Consider the following 18,083-nt stretch of genomic DNA (forward strand, 5'->3'; position numbering starts at 1 on the left):
TTCGGCTCCTTGGTGGGGTGTTGCTCATACGTACGGTTCTCGGCGCGGCTCATGCTGCTTCCGTTCTGCCGGCGGCCATCCCCGCCGCATCCAGCAGAGCCGTCCCCACGATCAGGTCGGCCCCGCCGAACTCGGGATCGTCCAGCTCCGTCCCGTCGTCCACGGCGAAGAGCAGCTTCTCCTCGCCCTGGCGATAAGCCGTGCCGACCGGCGGGCTGGCTGCATGAACTGCCAACAAGGCGACCAGGTACGGCAGATCAGGGTCCTGGCGCCGCGCCTGGGCCAACAGCCCGGACAGCCGCCGCGGAGCATCCGCCGGCAGATCCAGCAACTCCATCGCGGCCGCCAGCTGCTCCTCGCTGAACCGGCTGTCGTCCGGCGTCGCGATGAGGTCGGGCTCGGGCATCTCGGCGCCCAGGTGCTCCCGCTCCACGGGCGGCGTCAGCAGTATGTCGACGAGATCGGCGACCCGCACGGACACCGGCGTACGCATGCCCGTACCGCGCGCGAAGAAGGCGTCCGTGACCCGGACGGACTGCTCCAGGGGCAACGGCAGGACAGGAGCCAGGAGGTGCCCGTACAGGTCTGTCCCCGACGTCGTCATGGGCGCCGCGAAGGCCTGCCGGTCCTGCTCGGCGCGGAACAGCGGCCCGGCCTCCAGCAGCCGGGACTGCAGCTGCGTGTGCCGTCGGATGCAGTCCTTGACGATGTCGACGAGCTCGGCGGCGCGGCGCTTGTGCTCCGGGTCCTCGGTCTCGTCGCGTGCCTTGCGGATGTTGGTGAGGATCGCGTTCTCATGGCGGTACCGGTCGGCGACGTGGTCGAGTGCCTCGGCGATCATGTCCGGTACGGCGTTCAGCCAGTCGACCGCGCGGACGTTGCGCCGGGTCGCGTCCAGAGCCCTGCGGAGCGTCTCCGAGTACTGCACGGTCCGGTAGCGGGCCTGCTCGGCGGCCAGCTGCGCGTCGGCGAGCCGGCCGCGGTTGATCAGCACCTCCAGCTTGACCTCGGCGGCGATCTGCGCGCTGGTGACGTCGGTGTCGAGGGCGCCGACGAGAACGTTGACCGCCTCGTCCGTCGTACGGAGATACACCGTCCCTCCCGGGCCGGGCACCTCCTCGATCAGCTTGAAGTCGTAGTCACGGCGGACATAGCTGCCGTCCGACGCGAACGTGCCGTATACGGCCCGGAAGCCTCGGTCCACACTCCCGACGTTGATCAGGTTCTCGAGGACCCAGCGGGCCACGCGCTCGTGCTCGGCGACGGGGCGCTGCGGGGCCTGGGCGGCGATGCGCGGGATGAGGCGGGCGACGATCTGGTCGTGGTCGGCGCCCGTGTCGAAGTCCATGTTGAGTGTGACCAGGTCGATGGCGGCGAGTGCCACCTCCGCCATGCCGTACACCGAGTACTCGCCCGCGAGGTTGGCCTTGCGCGCGTCGAGGTCGTGCAGCGGCGCGGTGCAGGCGAGCGCGCGCAGCCGCCGCGCCAGCCCCTCGTCGGCGGCCGGGCCCGGAGCTGGGCGCGGCCCCGCGCTGAGCTGGGGCGGAACACGGTCCGTCGATGCAGGCGAAGTCACGGTGCACAGACTAGGTCCTGGGTCTGACATCGACCCAAACGAACGCGTTGCGCCGGGGAAGCCGGAATTGCAGGTCGTGCGGCTACGGGGCGCTCACCCGCCGCCGGTAGACCTCCACGACCCGCTCCAGCGAGTCGTCGAGATAGACCGCGAGCACCTTCTCGGCCTCACCCTTGTCGCCCGCCTCCAAGGCCCGGAGGATCTCCCGGTTGCGCGCGAGGTATGGCTCGTGCAACCGCTGCGGATCGTCGACGACGTGGAAGGCCAGACGTAGCTCCGCGAAGACGCTGCGCATCAGCTCGTCGGTACGGGCGCTCCCGGCGAGGGAGACCAGCTCCCGGTGGAAGTGGATGTTGGCCGTCCCCAGCCCTTTCCAGTCACCTTCGCGCACCGCGCGCTGCCCTTCGGCGACGGCTTGCGCGGGACCCTCCAAGGGGTACGGCGGCTCGCCGAGCCCGCGGACGACGGCGCATTCGACGAGCCGCCGGGTGCGGTAGATGTCCTCGACGTCCTCCACCGTCAGGACCCGTACGAACACGCCCCGGTTCAGCTCGTGGACGAGCAGCCGTTCGTGGGTGAGCAGCCGGAACGCTTCGCGCAGTGTGTTGCGGGACACACCGAGCGCCCCTCCGATGCTGTCCTCCGACAGCCGGGTGCCGGGCGGGAAGAAGCCCTCGGCGATGCGGCTTCTGAGGATGTCCGAGACCCGCTCCGCCGTGCTCGTGCGCCCCAGGAGGGCACGGTCGTCGGCCAGTCCGCCCAGCTGCTCTGCCATGCCCGGAATTCAACCGCAGACACGAGAACGAAACAACACGGGTATTGAAGGATCGTTCAACGATCCTCTACCTTACTGCTCACCGTTCAGCTCAGTTCCGCACCCTCCGTCCCCCCTCTGCGAGGTGCCCATGAGCACGACCCCTCCACCGCAGGCTCTGACAGACGCCCACCCCACCACTGACGAACGCGCCGCCGACGACGGCGCGTTCGCATGGCTGCGCGCACTGGGACCGCGCGGCCGCCGCGCCTTCGCGGGCGCTTTCGGTGGGTATGCCCTGGATTCGTACGACTACTTCACCCTGCCGCTGAGCATGGTGGCGCTGGCCGCGTACTTCGGCCTGGACAGTGGCCAGACCGGCCTCTTCACCACCGTCACGCTCGTGGTCTCCGCGATCGGCGGTGCCCTCGCAGGCGTGCTGGCCGACCGGATCGGCCGGGTCAAGGCGCTGATGATCACCGTGATCACCTACGCGGTCTTCACCGTCGCCTGCGGTTTCGCGCCCAACTACGAGACGCTGCTGGTCTTCCGTGCCCTCCAGGGTCTCGGCTTCGGCGGCGAGTGGGCGGTCGGCGCGATCCTGGTCGCCGAGTACGCGAGCGCCAAGCACCGGGGGCGCACGCTCGGCGCGATCCAGAGCTCGTGGGCCGTCGGCTGGGCGCTGGCCGCGATCATGTACACCCTGGTCTTCTCGCTCGCCGACGACGATCTGGCCTGGCGCGTGATGTTCTGGACCGGCGCTCTGCCCGCGTTGCTCGTCATCTGGATGCGGCGCCGGGTGCACGACGCCCCCGAGGCGGTGGCCGTCCGCGAACAGAGCGCCGAGAAAGGCTCCTTCACCGCGATCTTCAAGCCCGGCCTGCTGCGTACGACGATCTTCGCGGGGCTGCTTTCCACCGGCGTCCAGGGCGGCTACTACACCCTCGCCACCTGGGTGCCGACCTATCTGAAGACCGAGCGCGAGCTGTCGGTGGTCGGCACCGGCGGCTATCTGACGTTCCTGATCTCGGGTGCCTTCATCGGCTACCTGACCGGCGGTTACCTCACCGACCGGCTGGGTCGGCGGCGCAACATCTGGCTCTTCGCGCTGCTGTCGGCGGCCTGCATCCTGGCGTACGCGAATATCCCGGACGGCGCCAACACCCTGCTCCTGGTGCTCGGTTTCCCGCTCGGGTTCTGCATGTCGGCGATCTTCAGCGGCTTCGGGTCCTACCTGAGCGAGCTGTACCCGACGGCGGTGCGCGGCACGGGACAGGGCTTCACGTACAACACCGGCCGCGCGGTGGGCGCCGTCTTCCCCACCACGGTCGGCTTCCTGGCCGACAGCTGGGGCGTGGGCGGCGCGCTGGTCTTCGGCGCGATCGGTTACGGCATCGCCGCGCTGGCCCTGCTCGGGCTGCCGGAGACGCGCGGGAAGGAGCTGGTGTGAACCGTTCGCAGGACCGCGCGCTCACCCTCGTGACCGAAGACCGCCCGCTCACCCTCGTCGACGAGCACGCGCACGCGTGGAGCCCGAAAACCGCGCGCGCCCGCTTCCGGGAGGGCCTCACGGGCCCCACGGCCGGGGTCGCGGCGGGCCACACCCAGGTCAACCTGATCTCGGTGCCCGCCGACTGGGCGTACGACATGCTGCTGTTCTGCCAGCGCAATCCCAAGCCGTGCCCGGTGCTCGACGTCACGGACGCCGGTTCCTGGTCCACCGTTCTCGCCGACGGCGCCGACCTGCGCACCGATCTGCCGCGCTACCGGGTGTGGCGGGACGGCGAGTTGGTGGAGGAGCCGACGGATGTGCGAGCGCACTGGCGCGGCGACCTGGTGTCGTTCCTGATCGGCTGCAGCTTCACCTTCGAGTGGGCGCTGACCGAGGCGGGCGTCCCGATCCGCCACATCGAGCAGGGCCGCAACGTCCCCATGTACGTGACCAGCCGCCAGTGCCGACCGGCGGGGCGGCTGCACGGCCCGATGGTGGTGTCCATGCGCCCGGTGCCGCCGCAGCACCTGGCCGCGGCGCTCCGGGAGACCGGCCTCCTCCCGGCGGTGCACGGCAGCCCCGTGCACTGCGGCGAGCCCTCGGCGCTGGGCATCACGGATCTCGGCCGCCCCGACTTCGGCGATCCGGTGGACGCCGAACCGGACGACATCCCGTTGTTCTGGGCCTGCGGAGTGACCCCGCAGGCCGCCGTGATGGCCTCGCGCCCGCCGTTCGCCATCACGCACGCACCGGGCCAGATGTTCCTCACCGACGCGCGCGACGAGCAGTACCGCATCGCTTGAAAGCGCCTGACACGAGAGACAGAAGGATCCATGAGCTCGATCGATCTCAACGCCGACCTGGGCGAAGGCTTCGGCCGCTGGCAGCTCACCGACGACGAACGGCTGCTGTCCGTCGTCACCAGCGCCAACGTCGCCTGCGGCTTCCACGCCGGGGACGCGGCCACCATGCGGCGCGTGTGCGAGCAGGCGGCCGAGCGCGGGGTGCGGATCGGCGCCCAGGTGTCCTACCGGGACCTGGCGGGGTTCGGGCGGCGCGCGATGGACGTGCCGCCCGCCGAGCTGGCGGCCGAAGTGGCTTACCAGATCGGCGCCCTGGAGGTCTTCGCGCGAGCGGCGGGCACGCGCGTGTCGTACGTCAAACCGCACGGTGCGCTCTACAACCGCGTCGTGCACGACGAGGAGCAGGCCGGCGCGGTCGTCGACGGCGTGCTCCTCGCGGACGCCACGCTTCCCGTGCTCGGCCTGCCCGGCTCTCGGCTGCTGGAGCTGGCCGCCAAGGCCGGACTTCCAACCGTCACGGAGGCGTTCGCGGACCGCGCGTACACCGACCAGGGCACGCTCGTGCCGCGCGGCCAGGACGGCGCCGTGGTCACCGACCCGGAGGCCGTCGTGGAGCGCTCGGTGGGCCTGGCCCGCTCGGGCGTGGTCACCTCCCGCGCCGGGACGCAGATCGAGGTACGCGCGCGTTCCCTGTGCCTGCACGGAGACACGCCCGGCGCCGTCGAGCTGGCCCGCCGGGTGCGGGCGCGGCTGGAGGAGTCGGGTGTCCGGGTGGAGGCCTTCGTATGAGGGCGCTGCCCGTCGGCGACGACGCCCTGCTCGTCGAGGTGGCCTCGGGCGAGGAGGCCCAGGCACTGCACGCGGAGCTGCTTCGGCGCCGTACCGAGGGCTCGTTGTCGGTCCGCGAGATCGTCCCCGCGGCCCGGACCGTGCTGCTCGACGGCCTCACGGACCCGGCCCGCCTGGCCTCCGAACTGACCAGCGCCGAAGTCCCGCCCGCTCCCCCGCACGCGCGTGACGTCGTCGAACTCCCGGTCCGCTACGACGGCCCGGACCTGGCCGAGGTCGCCGCGCACTGGGGCGTCAGCCCGCACGAGGTGACCCGGATCCACGCGGGCACCGAATTCAGCGTCGCATTCTGCGGTTTCGCCCCCGGGTTCGGCTATCTCACCGGCCTGCCGCCGCGCTACGACGTCCCGCGCCGGGCCACTCCGCGAACGGCCGTACCGGCAGGTGCGGTGGCGCTGGCGGGCCCGTACACGGGCGTGTACCCGCGTTCGTCGCCGGGTGGCTGGCAGCTGATCGGCACCACGGACACCGTGCTGTGGGACCACACGCGCGTGCCGGCCGCGTTGCTGTCACCGGGCACGCGCGTGCGCTTCGTTCCGGTGGGGAGCTCATGACCGACCGCGCGCTCTCCGTCGTACGCGCCGGGGCGCTCACCACCGTCCAGGACCTCGGTCGCCCCGGGCATGCCCACCTCGGCGTGCCCCGGTCGGGGGCGCTGGACGGGCCGGCGGCGGCGCTGGTCAACCGGCTGGTCGGCAATGCCCCCGAGGCGGCAGTCCTGGAGACCACGCTCAACGGCTGCACGGTGCGGCCTCGTTCGGCGGTAACCGTGGCGGTGGGCGGCGCGCCCTGCCCCGTCACGGTGGACGGGCGCCCGGTCGCCTGGGGCGCTGCGGTGCGCGTGCCCGCCGGTGCGCTCCTGGACGTAGGCGCGGCCATCTCCGGTGTACGCAGCTATGTGGCCGTCTCCGGCGGCATCGCCGTCGAGCCGGTCCTCGGCAGCCGCTCCACGGACCTCCTGTCCGGCCTCGGCCCGCCGCCCCTCACGGACGGCGCGGTGCTGCCCCTGGGCCAACCGGCAGAGCTTCACGCACGCGTGGACGTCGCCCCGCAGCCGGCGCCCCCGGCCGAACTGGTCCTGCGCGTGACGCCGGGCCCGCGCGACGACTGGTTCACCCCCGCCGCAGTGCATGTCTTCACCTCCCGCCTGTACAGCGTCTCCCCCGCGAGCAACCGCATCGGGCTGCGCACCGAGGGCCCCGCCCTGGAACGGGCCGTGACCAGCGAACTCCCCAGCGAGGGCGTCGTCCTGGGCGCGGTCCAGGTGCCGCCCGACGGCCGGCCGGTCGTGTTCCTGGCCGACCACCCGACGACGGGCGGCTACCCGGTGATCGCCGTCGTCCGCGCGGCCGACCTCCCGGCAGCCGCCCAGGCGGTGCCGGGCACCCCCGTCCGCTTCGTGGCCGTACGCCGTCGCTGACTCCCGCCACGCGCGCGTGCGTTACGCCGCCTCCGGTGCGGGCTGCTGCTCCGGGACCGAACGCTGTCCGGGCACCGACAGCCCTTCGGGCAGACACCGCTGCCCCGGCACGGACCGCTGCCCCGGCGTCGGCCAGCGCTCCGGCGACGGCCAGCGCTCCGGCGACGGCTGATGCTCGGGCAAGGGCATCTGATACTCAGGCAAGGTCTTCGGATCCGACACCGGCCGATGGCCGGGCGACGGCATCGGCTCCGGCGCCGACAGCGAGGCCAGCGCCCTGGACACCGCCTGTGCCGCACGCAGGTCCAGCCGCCCGCTGGTGCCCTTCGCGCGGTGCCGCATCTCGGTGGCGGCGAGGCGCAGCAGCTGGGGCAGCAGGTCGTTGCACCGCCGGATCACCCATGCGGTGCCCGCGGTGGCCAGCCACAGCAGGCTCGCCGACTTGGTGGGCGGCGGGAACTCGGGCTCGGGCGAGGGCGCCGGCTGAGTCGCGATGCCCCTGTGCGCCAGCATCGCGTGGAAGCGCAGGGCGATCTGCCGGTGCCCGCGCTCTCCGGGATGCAGCCGGTCCGAGCTCCACATCGTGCGTTCCATGATCCAGGCGTCGTCGACCGCGTGCAGATGCACCACCCCGTACCGTTCGGACAAGGTGTGGACCACCGTGTTCACGGCCCGCTGCCTCCGAGCCAGCGGGTTGCCCAGGACCGCGGGCAGTCCCAGCATCGTGCCCGGGTCGGGCAGGCAGGCCGTGAGCAAGGCCGTGCCCTGCCGGGTGAAGGACGCGTAGACCTTGTCGAGGCGTTCGGCGATCTTCTCTATGTCGAAGGTGCTGCGCAGCGTGTCGTTCACGCCCACCAGGACGGACGCGACGTCCGGGCGCAGGGCCAGCGCGGCGGGCAGCTGGGTCTCCAGCACGTCCCGCGTCTGTGCCCCGCTGACCGCGAGGTTGGTGAACTCGGCGGACGGCTCGGACAGCCCGCCGGCGAGCAGCGCGGCCCAGCCGCGCCACCCGTTCCCCACGGGATCGCCCACCCCCTCGGTCAGCGAGTCCCCGAGGGCGACGTAGCGGAGCGGTCTCATGCCGCCCCCTCCGCACGCGCGAAGGGACGCACCGGCACCGCCGCGTCGTGCGCGGTGAGGAAGGCGTCCACCGCCGTGCCCCATCCGAAGCACTCGGCACGCGCGCGTGCCGCTTCCCGCCGCTCGCGTTCGGGACGGTCGAGCAGCATCTCCACGGCGTCCGCGAAGGCGTCCCCGTTGTCCGCCGCGGTGGCCCCGGCGGAGCCGATCACCTCCGGCAGCGCGGACGACGCGCTCGCCACCACGGGCGTACCGCAGGCCATGGCCTCCAGCGCGGCGAGCCCGAAGGTCTCGGCGGGCCCGGGAGCCAGGCAGATGTCGGCGGAGGCCTGGAGGGCGCCGAGCAGGCTGCGGTCGGCGACATGCCCGAGGAAGGTCACCGGCAGGTCGCGCTCCTGCGCCCGCTGTTCGAGCCGCGCCCGCAACGGGCCGTTCCCGGCCACCACGAGCACCGCCCGCACACCGCGTCCGCGAAGCGACTCCAGGGCGTCCAGCGCGGTGCCGGGCCGCTTCTCCACGGAGAGCCGGGAGCACATCACGAGCAGCTTCTCGTCGGCACGCGCGTGTGTCTCACGCAGCGCGGCGTCGCGCAGGGTGGGACGCCGGTTCATCAGGTCCACGCCGAGCGGTGCCCGTACGACGTTGCGGGCGCCGATCCGCACGAACTCCCGCTCGGCGAACTCGGTGGTGCACACGACCTTCGAGTACGTGTGGGCCGTACGGACGTTGAGCGCGTCGGCGGCGCGCCGGGACAGGTTCTCCGACAGGCCCCAGGTGCGCAGCACACCGTCGGCGGTCTCGTGGGAGACCATCACGGCGGGGACCCGGGCACGGCGGGCCCACCTGCCGGTCCAGCGCAGCGTCGTACGGTCGGAGACCTCGAGGCGGTCGGGGGCGAGCTCCTCCAGGAGCGCCGCGACCCGCCGCTTGTCGACGAGCACGCGGTAGCCACCTGTGCCGGGCAGCATCGGGCCGGGCAGGGTGATCACGCGGCCCTGCTCGGTCTCGCAGTCGCTGTACTTCTCGCCCGGCACGACGAGGACGGGGTCGTGGCCCGCCAGCTTGAAGCCCTTGCCGAGCTCACGCAACGCGGTACGCAGCCCGCCGGAGGCGGGGGCGACGAAGTTCGCCAGCCGGACGATGCGCAGCGAGGTGTTCGCCGAAGTGTGCGTCCTGGTGTTCATCGAGGTGTTCACACCGCCACCGCCGGCCTCCGTGCCTTGAGCACGGCCTCGTAGTGGGTGATGAGCTGGTCGCCGATGGTGGCCCAGGTGCGGCCCTCGACCGTGGCGCGTGCGGCGGACGCGTACGCGGCCCGCAGCGCGGGGTCGGCGGCCAGGGCCCGCACGGCGTCCCGTACGGCGTCGGCGTCGCGCGGCGGCACCAGGAGCCCGGTGCGGCCGTGGTCGACCAGGTCCAGCGGTCCACCGGCGGCGGGCGCGACGACCGGCACACCGCTCGCCATGGCCTCCTGCACGGTCTGGCAGAAGGTCTCGAACGGGCCTGTGTGGGCGAAGACGTCGAACGAGGCGAAGATCCGGGCGAGGTCGTCCCCGCCGCGGCGGCCCAGGAAGACCGCGCCGGGCAGCGCCTCGGCGAGAGCGGGCTGGCTCGGCCCGTCGCCGACGATCACGACCTTCACGCCCGGCAGGCCGCACACGCCGGAGAGCAGCTCGATGTGCTTCTCCGGGGCGAGCCGCCCGACATAGCCGACGATGATCTCGCCGTTCGGGGCGAGTTCGCGGCGCAGCGCCTCGTCACGGAGTTCGGGGCGGAAGCGGGCGGTGTCCACGCCGCGTGCCCACAGCTTGAGCCGGGGCACCCCATGGGTCTCGAGATCGCGCATGGACGCGCTGGACGGGACGAGGGTGAGGTCGGCGGCGGAGTGGACGGACCGTATGCGCCGCCAGGCCGCGGCCTCGCCGGCACCCATGTAAGTGCGGGCATATCCGGCCAGGTCGGTCTGGTAGACGGCGACGGCGGGGATGCCGAGCCGGGCGGCGGCGGCCATGCCGCGGACGCCGAGGACGAAGGGGCTGGCCAGGTGCACGATGTCGGGCTGGTGCTGGATCAGCGCGGCGGCGAGGCGCCGGCTGGGGAGCGCGACCCTGACCTGGGGATAGCCGGGGAGCGGGAGGGAGGGGACATGGACGACGGGGCAGGGCGCCAGAGAGGCGGCTGCCTTGTTCCCGGGGGCGGGGGCCGGGGCGACGACGATGGGGGCGTGACCGCGATCGACGAGGTGTCGGGCGGTCTGGAGCGCGCAGTGGGCCACGCCGTTCACATCGGGGGGAAAGGATTCGGTCACGATGACGACTCGCATACCGGTGTTGTCGCCGCACTGGACGTGGCCGCGTCAAAGTGGATCTTTCCGAACGACAAACGTCCCATGAGCGTTCCGCTGCGCCCCCGAGCGGGTCAGGTCACGTCCATGCGCACCCGACCCGCAGGTCATCCGGAGTTCACCCGGCAGGCGGATCTCCGCGACATTCACAACCCGAACACATGTCCCACCCTCCTTGAAACCCGGTGATCAGCCAGTGGTCGCGTCCGGCCCGAACCGGCTGCGTACGGCCGTCTGGACCTCGTCCTCCTCGGCCGGGTCGGCGGCGAGCCGGCGCAGTCGCTCGACCACCCGCGTGTCGCCGGTCTCCGCGTGCCGGGCGGCGATCTCTCGGGTGGACTCCTCGCAGTCCCAGAGGCACTCGACGGCGAATCCGGACGGGAACGAGGGGTCGGTTGCGGCCAGGGCACGAGCGGTGCGGCCGCGTAGATGCGAGGAGGCGGTCTCGCGGTAGATATGGCGCAGCACGGGGGCGGCGCAGGCGATGCCGAGCCGTCCGGTGCCGTCGACGAGGGTCCACAGGGTGGGCGCGTCGGGGCCGTCGCCACGTACGGCCTCTCGTAGGGCGGCCAGGACGAGGTCCTTGTCCTCGGCTCCGCCCCGGCAGGCGAGCATGCGTCCGGCGGCGGCGCCGAGCGGGTCGGGCCGTCGGGCCCAGCCACGCGCGCGGTCGACGGCGGCGATGCTGCGCATCCGCTCGAAGGCGTCGAGGGCGGCCTCCACGACGGCCGACGATCCGGTGATCACAGCCGCCTCGATCAGATCGAGGGCGCCCGGATCGTTGCTGTCGGCGAGGTAGCGCAGGGCGGTGCAGCGGGCTCCGTCGGTGCCGTCCTTGGCGGCGGCGACGATCTCGGGCCGGTCCTCGGGGCCCGCGACGGCCATGAGGCACCGAGCGGCGGGCACATGGAGTGCGGCTCCGCGCTCGAGACCCTGCTGGGCCCACTCGAAGACCGCCTGCACGCTCCACCCCGGACGGGGCCCGGTAGGTCGCATCTGCCGCTGCCAGCGGTCGAAACAGCCGGCCTCCTGAGCGGCACGCACGCGCGTGGCGATCGATTCGCGCGGATCCTCGGCCCACAGCCGCCACGGCCGTGGCTCAAAAGCATCGCGTACGACGGCGGCCAACTCGGCCTCGCCCTCGGGATCGGCCGGGAACCGCGCCAGGACGGGCGCGGCGAGGGCACGCAGCCCGGCGTCGTCGTCCCTGAGCGCCAGTTCGTCCAGCGCCCAGGCCCAGTTCGAGCCCGCTGCGGCATACCTGCGCAGCAGTTCGAGGGCGTCCCGCCTGCCGTAGGAGGCGAGGTGACCGAGGACGGCCAGGGCCAGGCCCGTGCGTGACTCCTCGGTGTCGAGGGCGTCCTCGACGTCGAAGAGGTGCGCCTCGATCTCGTCCAGCTCGCCGTTCAGGTCGAGGTAGAGACGGGCGTAGTACAGGGAGCGGTTCTCCACCTGCCAGTCGTGGCGGGGGTCCCGCAGCACACAGTGGTTCAGAGCCGCGAGCGCCTCGGCGCGCGGCGCGGTGAGCGCGTGCAGTGTGCCGTCGCCGCGACCCCGCTGGAGCAGGCCGAGCAGCGTACCGCTGGGCGCTATGACCGGTTCGAACATGGGAAACAGCCTCACATCAAGCGTCGACGCAACCGGGGATCTTGCTTCACCTGGCCGCGTGACAACACGTCGGGGCGCCCGCCGTTTCCTGCTTGCTGTAGACCATTTTCCTCTGCCTCTCGTCAGTGGCCCTCGCGGACCGCATCACGGCCCGCGCGGTGCGGCAACACCTGCCCAGCCATCGCGTCCGTGAATCACGACGTCATGATGACTCGGCACTTCCATCTGCCGCGACCGAAATTTCGGCGGCCCTGTACCGCCTCCCCCGTTTTCCGTGTTTTAGCTGGTCAGAAAGCTCGGCTCAGTGCACGCCGAACAGTTCGAGCAGTTCCGTCTTGCCGAACATACGGGCCGTGTCAACGGCCGACGGGGTGCCCGCGGCCGGGTCGGCACCGGCCTCCAGCAGCACCTTGATCACTTCCGTCGCACCCTTGAAGACGGCACCGGCGAGGGGAGTCTGGCCCAGGTCGTTGACACGGCCGGCCTCGGCACCCCGGACGAGCAGGGCGCGCACCGCGTCGGCGTGGCCGTGGTAGGCGGCGAGCATCACGAGGGAGTCGCCGCGGTCGTTGGTGAGGTTGGCCGGAACACCGGCGTCGACATACGCCACGAGCGCCTCCGTCTGCCCCTGCCGGGCCAGATCGAAGATCTTGGTCGCCAGCTCCACGACCTCGGGGTCGGGGGCTTCAGTCATCGGCGGACCGCCTCTCACTACGAACACGGGGACTGCGGGAACCACAGGCACTACGGAACTACAGGTACTACGGGAACTGCGGGCACTACGGGAACTGCGGGGAGCACGGGTACGGCCGGCGAGCGGTCTCGGCCGTACGAGTGATTCGCCAGGGTACTGGCTCGCGCGGCACATGACCCGATGCGTCCGCGGCAAAGATCATCGCAGACACGGCAGGACGCAACGGCCCTGCTCATCCGATCAGCGACACTCCGCCATCAGAAGGAAATCTGCCGAATTTCACCCAGTTGCACCTTTTATCGTATGGATACATCCTGTGAGCCTGGAAGTACTCATGGTGACTGTCCCCACCAACCAGGAGCGCTCACATGATCCTCTCCATCTCAGGCGTCGTTCTGCTCGGCATCGTCGTCTTCATCTTCTTCCGCAAGGACGGACTGAAGGCGTCGCACGCCCTCATCTCGGCTCTGTTCGGCTTCTATCTGGCGAGCACCGCCATCGCCCCGAGCATCAAGGCCGGCGGCGAGAGCCTGGCAAGCCTTTTGGGCGGCATCCAGTTCTGACGCCGCCTCTCCCGCCCGTACGCACCACCAGGAGACAGCAGTGGCCCGCCGCCCCCTCCCCCGCATCCTGAGCACAGGCAGCGCGCAGATCGCCCGGAACCGGGAGCTGGCCCGGGCGCAGATCGCCCGAAGCCGGGAGCTGGCCCGGACGGCGGCCGACAGCGCCTCCGACGTCCTCCACCCGTTGATCACGATCACCCGTGGACTGCGCCGGCTGGCCTCGGCCGGGCGGCGCAAGTGGGCCGACACCCCCAAGGACAGGCGTGGACCGCTGCTGTTCCTGGTGGCCTCGGTGATCCTGGTCGTGGCACTGGTGCCGTACGGGCCGCTGCTCGCCGTCATCACCCTGATGGCGGCGGCAGCCTGGCAGGGCCGCGACCGGGGGCCGTCGACGCCCGACGGGCCCGACGAATCGCAGACGGAGCGGCTGAGGTCGCTGTACGAGGCGCTGGTCCCGTACTTCTCCGCCGCCGAGGACCCTGCACCGCTCTACGCCCACGGCGGCGAGTGGGAGAAGGCCTTCCCGGAATACGAGTTCGACGGCACGGGACGCGTCAGCAGTCTGCTGATCCGCTACCCGGCCTACTTCACCGACGGCGAGGCCCAGGCCCGCGCGCGGATCGAGCATCTGCTGACCACGAAGTCCGGCCGTGGCCGCGAGTACCACTTCGCCTGGGACGAGGAGGGCAACGAGCTCACGGTCACCGTCCTCGCCCCGCTGCCCACCGGCGTCGCCGCCCAGCGATTCGTCACGAGCCCCGGCGAAACGGTGCTCGGCTTCACCGACCCGACACAGGTCCAGCGCAGGCTCCCCCTCACCTTCGGCGCGGAACAGCGCGACGTTCCGCCGGTCGTCTGGCGCACCGGCATCCGCTCCACCGAGCCCCACCTGCTCGTCATCGGCCAGCCCGGCAGCGGCACCTCGACCCTGCTGCGCTCGATCGCCCTGCAGGCCCTGCAGTACGGCGACGTCGTCATCGTCGAGGGCGGCAGCACCGGCGAGTACGCCTGCCTGATCGGACGGGACGGCGTCCTGGCCGTCGAGTGCGGGCTGGCCGGGGCGCTGGCGAGCCTGGAGTGGGCCGCTACGGAGACGGAGCGACGCCTGATCGCCACCAACCGGGCCCGTCAGATCGGCAACCCTCCGCCGGAGGACACCAAGCGCCCGCTGTGGATCCTCCTGGACCGCCCGACCGCGTTCTCCCACCTCGCCGCCGCGGACGACCGCAAGGACCCGCAGTCCCTGCTCCAGGTACCCCTGCGGCACGGCCGGGCGGCGGGCGTCACGGTGGTCGTGGCCGACCAGTGGGACAGCATGGACGCGCTCAGCGATGCCGTACGGCAGCACACACGCGCGCGTGTCGTGCTCGGCCCCGCGACGGCGCAGCAACTGGAGTCGGTCCTGGGCGCTCCCCCGCACACCACCCCGGTCGCCGACGTCCCACCCGGCCGCGGCTATGCCCGCCTGGGCACGGGCCCGGTCCACCGCCTCCAGGTCCCGGCGACCCCGGACCCGTACGACGACGCCACCAGCGAGGCCCACCGGCAGGCGGTACTGGACCTGTTGCCGGCGCGGACGACGCCGCTGGAGGCGGAGCCGCTGGGAAGGCTGGAGAAGACGGAAGAGACGCCGGAGCCGGTGCCGGCGGACGCTGTGGTGGCCGAGACTTCGTAAGGTCGGCGCAGTTGGGGGCAAATCGTGCCGCTGGGGCGGCGCCCGCCCCGAAGAAGGGCGGAACCCCGCCGGCGCCGGGCTGCGCGACCCACCACCGCCCGGCCCTCAACGCCGGGCGCCGTCACGCAACGAACGGCCGCACGGACTCCCCCGCCCCCGTCACCCCGCTCTCCACCAACCGTGCCGCCGCCGCCAACCTCACCGCGGCCTCCTCCGCCACCGCACCCCCCACGGTGAACGGCAGCCGCACATACCCCTCGAAAGCGCCGTCCACCCCGAACCGAGGCCCGGACGGTACCCGAACCCCGACCCGCTCCCCGACTTCGGCGAGCCGCGATCCCGACAGGCCGCCCGTCCGCACCCACAGCGTGAGTCCGCCCCTCGGCACCTCGAACTCCCACTCGGGCAGCTCCCGCCGTACGGCCGCGACGAGCGCGTCCCGGTTCTCCCGGGCCTGGCCACGCCGCAGCTCCACGGCCTGCTCCCAACCCCCCGTGCCGAACAGCCAGTTCACGGCCAGCTGCTCCAGCACAGGCGTCCCCAGGTCGGCGTACGCGCGCGCGGCCACGAGGCTGCGGATCACATCCGGAGCCCCCCGCACCCAGCCGATCCGCATCCCGGCCCAGAAGGCCTTGCTGGCCGACCCGACGGTGATGACGGTCGACCCGGCGGGGTCGAAGGCGCACACCGGTCGCGGCATCTCGAGAACGTCATCGAGCCACAGCTCGGTCATCGTCTCGTCGGCGACGAGCACCGTTCCCGCCGACCGTGCCGCGTCCACCAGCCGCCGCCGCTGGTCCTCGTCGGCCAGCGCCCCGGTCGGGTTGTGGAAGTCGGCGACGACATAGGCGAGCCGGGGCGCGGCCTCGCGCAGCACCTGCCGCCAGCGGTCCACGTCCCAGCCGGCCAGCCCCTCGGCCATGGCGACGGGCACGAGCCGGGCGCCCGCCTCCCGCATCAGCTGGAGGATGTTGGCGTACGACGGTGACTCGACGGCGATCCGCTCACCGCGGCCCGCGAACAGATGGCAGATCGCGTCCATGGCACCCATCGCGCCGGTCGTCACCATGATCTGCTCGGGCATGGTCGCGATCCCGCGCGCCGTGTACCGGTCGGCGATCATCGCGCGCAGCGCGGGCAGCCCGGCCGGATAGTCGCCGTGGGTGTGGGCGTACGGGGGCAGCTCCTCCAGGGCGCCCTGGACGGCACGGGTCAGCCACGGCTCGGGCGCGGGCAGCGCCGCGGTGCCCAGGTCGATCATGGAGCCGAGTGCCTCGGGCGGCAGGGGCTCCAGACCACGGGCGGGCAGCGGGTTCCCGGCCGGTACGGCGGTCCAGCTCCCGGCCCCGCGCCGCGACTCCAGGAACCCCTCGGTGCGCAGCGCCTCGTACGCGGCGGCCACGGTCGTACGGCTCACCGACAGGGCGAGGGCCAGCTCACGCTCGGCGGGCAGCCGCGCGGCGACCGGGACGCGCCCCTCCAGTACGAGCAGTCGGATGCCGTCGGCCAGGGACCGGTACGCGGGCGGGCGCTTGGTGCCGGGCCCGGCGGGGCGGTCCTGCTGGGAGGTGAGGAGCCGGGCGAGTTGCGCGGCCCCCACTACGGAAGTCCACTGCGCCATGATTTCCAGTCCACCTTCCCCGAATTGGCCATGGATGGTGTTGCTTACCAAGCCACAGGGTGTCATGCATCAGTCCACTACCACCACAGGGGGGCACGTCTTGTCCACGCAGGGGCATCCCACAGAGCGGTTCACACAAGGGCATCTCATACGGCGGCTGTCACAGCTCTACGTCGGGCTCGCGCTGTACGGCGCGAGCTCGGCGCTGCTCGTCGAGGCGGGCCTGGGTCTGGAGCCCTGGAACGTGCTGCACCAAGGCCTCGCCGAGCTCACCGGCCTGACCATCGGCGTCGTATCGATCTTCGTCGGCGCGGCGGTGCTGCTCCTGTGGATCCCGCTGCGCCAGCGCCCCGGCCTCGGCACCGTCTCCAACGTCTTCGTGGTCGGCATCGCCATGGACGGCACACTCGCCCTCGTCCCCGAGGCGCACACCCTGGCCGTACAGATCCCCCTCCTCGTGACCGGCATCGTGCTCAACGGTGTGGCCACCGGCCTCTACATCGCCGCCCGCTTCGGCCCGGGCCCCCGGGACGGCCTCATGACCGGCCTGCACCGGCGCACCGGCCGCTCGATCCGCCTGATGCGCACGGCCGTGGAGATCACGGTCGTGGTGACCGGCTTCGCCCTGGGCGGCACGGTCGGTGTGGGCACCGTCCTGTACGCGGTGTCCATCGGCCCGCTCGCCCAGCTCTTCCTGCGCGTGTTCGCCGTCCCCTCGGCATCGGACGGCAGCGCGGTCGTTGCCACCGGGCAACCCCGGCGCGCGATACTGCGTCCGTGAGCACCACGCGGATACGCCACCCCTACCTCGACCACCCCGGCCCGATCCCCTTCGCCCACCGGGGCGGGGCGGCGGACGGCCTGGAGAACACCGTGCTGCAGTTCCGGCGGGCGGTCGACATGGGCTACCGGTACATCGAGACCGACGTCCACACCACGCGCGACGGCAAGCTCGTCGCCTTCCACGACTCGACGCTGGACCGGGTGACGGACGGGGCGGGCCGGATCTCGGACCTGCCCTGGGGCGACGTACGGCACGCGCGCGTGGCGGGCAAGGAGCCGGTACCGCTCTTCGAGGAGCTCCTGGAGACCTTCCCCGACGTGCGCTGGAACGTCGACCTCAAGGCGGAACCGGCGCTCCACCCCTTCCTGGAGCTGATCGAGCGCACCAACTCCTGGGGCCGGATCTGCGTCGGCTCCTTCTCCGAGGCCCGCGTGATCCGCGCCCAGCGGCTGGCCGGGCCCCGCCTCGCGACGTCGTACGGCACCCGGGGTGTGCTCAATCTGCGGTTGCGCTCGTGGGGCGTGCCGGCCGCGCTGCGCCGCTCGGCGGTCGCCGCCCAGGTTCCCGAGACACAGTCCGGGATCCAGGTGGTGGACCACCGCTTCGTACGGGCCGCCCACGCGCGCGGGCTTCAGGTGCACGTGTGGACCATCAACGATCCCGATGCGATGCACCGGCTCCTGGATCTGGGAGTCGATGGCATCATGACCGATCACATCGACACATTGCGCAAGGTCATGGAGGACCGCGGCGTCTGGGTCTGACCCCCGTCCCCGTCTCCACCCGCGCGCGGGATCATCACGGGGAAGCGAGGGCGCGG

At 72.1% G+C, this 18,083-nt stretch carries 16 protein-coding genes and 1 pseudogene; 9 read left to right on the top strand and 8 right to left on the bottom strand.

What is annotated here, in order from left to right; translation table 11 throughout:
• Window positions 1-49: 49 nt before the first annotated feature.
• Both EHO50_RS00125 and EHO50_RS00130 read right to left on the bottom strand, forming a co-directional pair.
• The gene (locus EHO50_RS00125) at window positions 50-1,576 is read right to left on the bottom strand and encodes a hypothetical protein (protein WP_128427578.1); all 1,527 of its coding nucleotides are present in this window, start codon (window positions 1,574-1,576) and stop codon (window positions 50-52) included.
• Between the two features lie 82 nt (window positions 1,577-1,658).
• Window positions 1,659-2,351, bottom strand: coding sequence for a GntR family transcriptional regulator (locus EHO50_RS00130; RefSeq protein WP_128427581.1), 693 nt, complete (start codon window positions 2,349-2,351; stop codon window positions 1,659-1,661).
• Between the two features lie 130 nt (window positions 2,352-2,481).
• Between EHO50_RS00130 and EHO50_RS00135 the strand changes: the two genes are divergently transcribed.
• Genes EHO50_RS00135 through EHO50_RS00155 form a run of 5 tightly spaced genes read left to right on the top strand, consistent with a single transcriptional unit; the run spans window position 2,482 to window position 6,894 of the window.
• The gene (locus EHO50_RS00135) at window positions 2,482-3,780 is read left to right on the top strand and encodes an MFS transporter (protein ID WP_128427584.1); all 1,299 of its coding nucleotides are present in this window, start codon (window positions 2,482-2,484) and stop codon (window positions 3,778-3,780) included.
• Window positions 3,781-3,809: 29 nt separating this feature from the next.
• The gene (locus tag EHO50_RS00140) at window positions 3,810-4,625 is read left to right on the top strand and encodes a putative hydro-lyase (protein WP_128428897.1); all 816 of its coding nucleotides are present in this window, start codon (window positions 3,810-3,812) and stop codon (window positions 4,623-4,625) included.
• 30 nt (window positions 4,626-4,655) lie between these two features.
• Entirely contained in the window at window positions 4,656-5,414 is a 759-nt protein-coding gene (locus tag EHO50_RS00145) for a LamB/YcsF family protein (protein ID WP_128427588.1), read from the top strand.
• Window positions 5,411-6,028: a 5-oxoprolinase subunit B family protein gene (locus EHO50_RS00150; protein ID WP_128427590.1), complete on the top strand. Its 618-nt coding sequence runs from the start codon at window positions 5,411-5,413 to the stop codon at window positions 6,026-6,028. Before EHO50_RS00145 ends, EHO50_RS00150 begins: the two co-directional genes overlap by 4 nt.
• Window positions 6,025-6,894 (top strand): 5-oxoprolinase subunit C family protein, encoded by an 870-nt coding sequence (locus EHO50_RS00155; RefSeq protein ID WP_128427593.1) that lies wholly within the window; start codon window positions 6,025-6,027, stop codon window positions 6,892-6,894. The genes EHO50_RS00150 and EHO50_RS00155 overlap by 4 nt, the downstream gene beginning before the upstream one ends.
• Before the next feature lie 240 nt (window positions 6,895-7,134).
• Here EHO50_RS00155 and EHO50_RS00160 read toward each other — a convergent pair.
• From EHO50_RS00160 to EHO50_RS00185, 5 genes and pseudogenes are all read right to left on the bottom strand, one after another.
• Window positions 7,135-7,974, bottom strand: a pseudogene (locus EHO50_RS00160) (SGNH/GDSL hydrolase family protein); the annotation flags it as partial.
• Window positions 7,971-9,158, bottom strand: coding sequence for a glycosyltransferase (locus EHO50_RS00165; protein WP_128427599.1), 1,188 nt, complete (start codon window positions 9,156-9,158; stop codon window positions 7,971-7,973). The pseudogene EHO50_RS00160 and the gene EHO50_RS00165, both read right to left, overlap by 4 nt.
• Window positions 9,159-9,166: 8 nt before the next feature.
• Complete coding sequence (locus EHO50_RS00170) at window positions 9,167-10,297, bottom strand: glycosyltransferase family 4 protein (RefSeq protein WP_128427601.1); 1,131 nt, start codon at window positions 10,295-10,297, stop codon at window positions 9,167-9,169.
• 210 nt (window positions 10,298-10,507) lie between these two features.
• Window positions 10,508-11,926 (bottom strand): HEAT repeat domain-containing protein, encoded by a 1,419-nt coding sequence (locus EHO50_RS00175; RefSeq protein ID WP_128427604.1) that lies wholly within the window; start codon window positions 11,924-11,926, stop codon window positions 10,508-10,510.
• 301 nt (window positions 11,927-12,227) lie between these two features.
• Window positions 12,228-12,620: an ankyrin repeat domain-containing protein gene (locus EHO50_RS00185; RefSeq protein WP_128428898.1), complete on the bottom strand. Its 393-nt coding sequence runs from the start codon at window positions 12,618-12,620 to the stop codon at window positions 12,228-12,230.
• Between the two features lie 368 nt (window positions 12,621-12,988).
• Between EHO50_RS00185 and EHO50_RS00190 the strand changes: the two genes are divergently transcribed.
• Both EHO50_RS00190 and EHO50_RS00195 read left to right on the top strand, forming a co-directional pair.
• Window positions 12,989-13,183: a hypothetical protein gene (locus EHO50_RS00190; protein ID WP_004002760.1), complete on the top strand. Its 195-nt coding sequence runs from the start codon at window positions 12,989-12,991 to the stop codon at window positions 13,181-13,183.
• Window positions 13,184-13,223: 40 nt separating this feature from the next.
• Window positions 13,224-14,858 carry an ABC transporter ATP-binding protein gene (locus EHO50_RS00195; RefSeq protein ID WP_128427606.1) on the top strand — a complete coding sequence of 545 codons (1,635 nt, stop codon included), beginning with the start codon at window positions 13,224-13,226 and terminating at the stop codon, window positions 14,856-14,858.
• Between the two features lie 121 nt (window positions 14,859-14,979).
• Here the strand turns inward: EHO50_RS00195 and EHO50_RS00200 are convergent, their stop codons facing one another.
• Entirely contained in the window at window positions 14,980-16,479 is a 1,500-nt protein-coding gene (locus EHO50_RS00200; protein ID WP_128427609.1) for an SCO1417 family PLP biosynthesis transcription factor, read from the bottom strand.
• Between the two features lie 64 nt (window positions 16,480-16,543).
• Here EHO50_RS00200 and yczE point away from each other — a divergent pair, with 64 nt between their 5' ends.
• Entirely contained in the window at window positions 16,544-17,260 is a 717-nt protein-coding gene (yczE, locus tag EHO50_RS00205) for a membrane protein YczE (protein ID WP_181449530.1), read from the top strand.
• Window positions 17,257-18,027, top strand: coding sequence for a glycerophosphodiester phosphodiesterase family protein (locus EHO50_RS00210; RefSeq protein WP_128427612.1), 771 nt, complete (start codon window positions 17,257-17,259; stop codon window positions 18,025-18,027). Before yczE ends, EHO50_RS00210 begins: the two co-directional genes overlap by 4 nt.
• The last annotated feature ends 56 nt before the right edge of the window (window positions 18,028-18,083 follow it).

It is taken from the genome of Streptomyces cyaneus, assembly GCF_004028635.1.
GTDB lineage: Bacteria > Actinomycetota > Actinomycetes > Streptomycetales > Streptomycetaceae > Streptomyces > Streptomyces cyaneus.

What these genes read in the sequence shown, in the direction of transcription:
- EHO50_RS00130 (WP_128427581.1), bottom strand. Translation starts at nt 2,351, where the DNA reads ATGGCAGAGCAGCTGGGCGGACTGGCCGACGACCGTGCCCTCCTGGGG.
- EHO50_RS00135 (WP_128427584.1), top strand. Translation starts at nt 2,482, where the DNA reads ATGAGCACGACCCCTCCACCGCAGGCTCTGACAGACGCCCACCCCACC.
- EHO50_RS00145 (WP_128427588.1), top strand. Translation starts at nt 4,656, where the DNA reads ATGAGCTCGATCGATCTCAACGCCGACCTGGGCGAAGGCTTCGGCCGC.
- EHO50_RS00150 (WP_128427590.1), top strand. Translation starts at nt 5,411, where the DNA reads ATGAGGGCGCTGCCCGTCGGCGACGACGCCCTGCTCGTCGAGGTGGCC.
- EHO50_RS00155 (WP_128427593.1), top strand. Translation starts at nt 6,025, where the DNA reads ATGACCGACCGCGCGCTCTCCGTCGTACGCGCCGGGGCGCTCACCACC.
- EHO50_RS00165 (WP_128427599.1), bottom strand. Translation starts at nt 9,158, where the DNA reads ATGAACACCAGGACGCACACTTCGGCGAACACCTCGCTGCGCATCGTC.
- EHO50_RS00170 (WP_128427601.1), bottom strand. Translation starts at nt 10,297, where the DNA reads ATGCGAGTCGTCATCGTGACCGAATCCTTTCCCCCCGATGTGAACGGC.
- EHO50_RS00175 (WP_128427604.1), bottom strand. Translation starts at nt 11,926, where the DNA reads ATGTTCGAACCGGTCATAGCGCCCAGCGGTACGCTGCTCGGCCTGCTC.
- EHO50_RS00185 (WP_128428898.1), bottom strand. Translation starts at nt 12,620, where the DNA reads ATGACTGAAGCCCCCGACCCCGAGGTCGTGGAGCTGGCGACCAAGATC.
- EHO50_RS00190 (WP_004002760.1), top strand. Translation starts at nt 12,989, where the DNA reads ATGATCCTCTCCATCTCAGGCGTCGTTCTGCTCGGCATCGTCGTCTTC.
- EHO50_RS00200 (WP_128427609.1), bottom strand. Translation starts at nt 16,479, where the DNA reads ATGGCGCAGTGGACTTCCGTAGTGGGGGCCGCGCAACTCGCCCGGCTC.
- yczE (WP_181449530.1), top strand. Translation starts at nt 16,544, where the DNA reads ATGCATCAGTCCACTACCACCACAGGGGGGCACGTCTTGTCCACGCAG.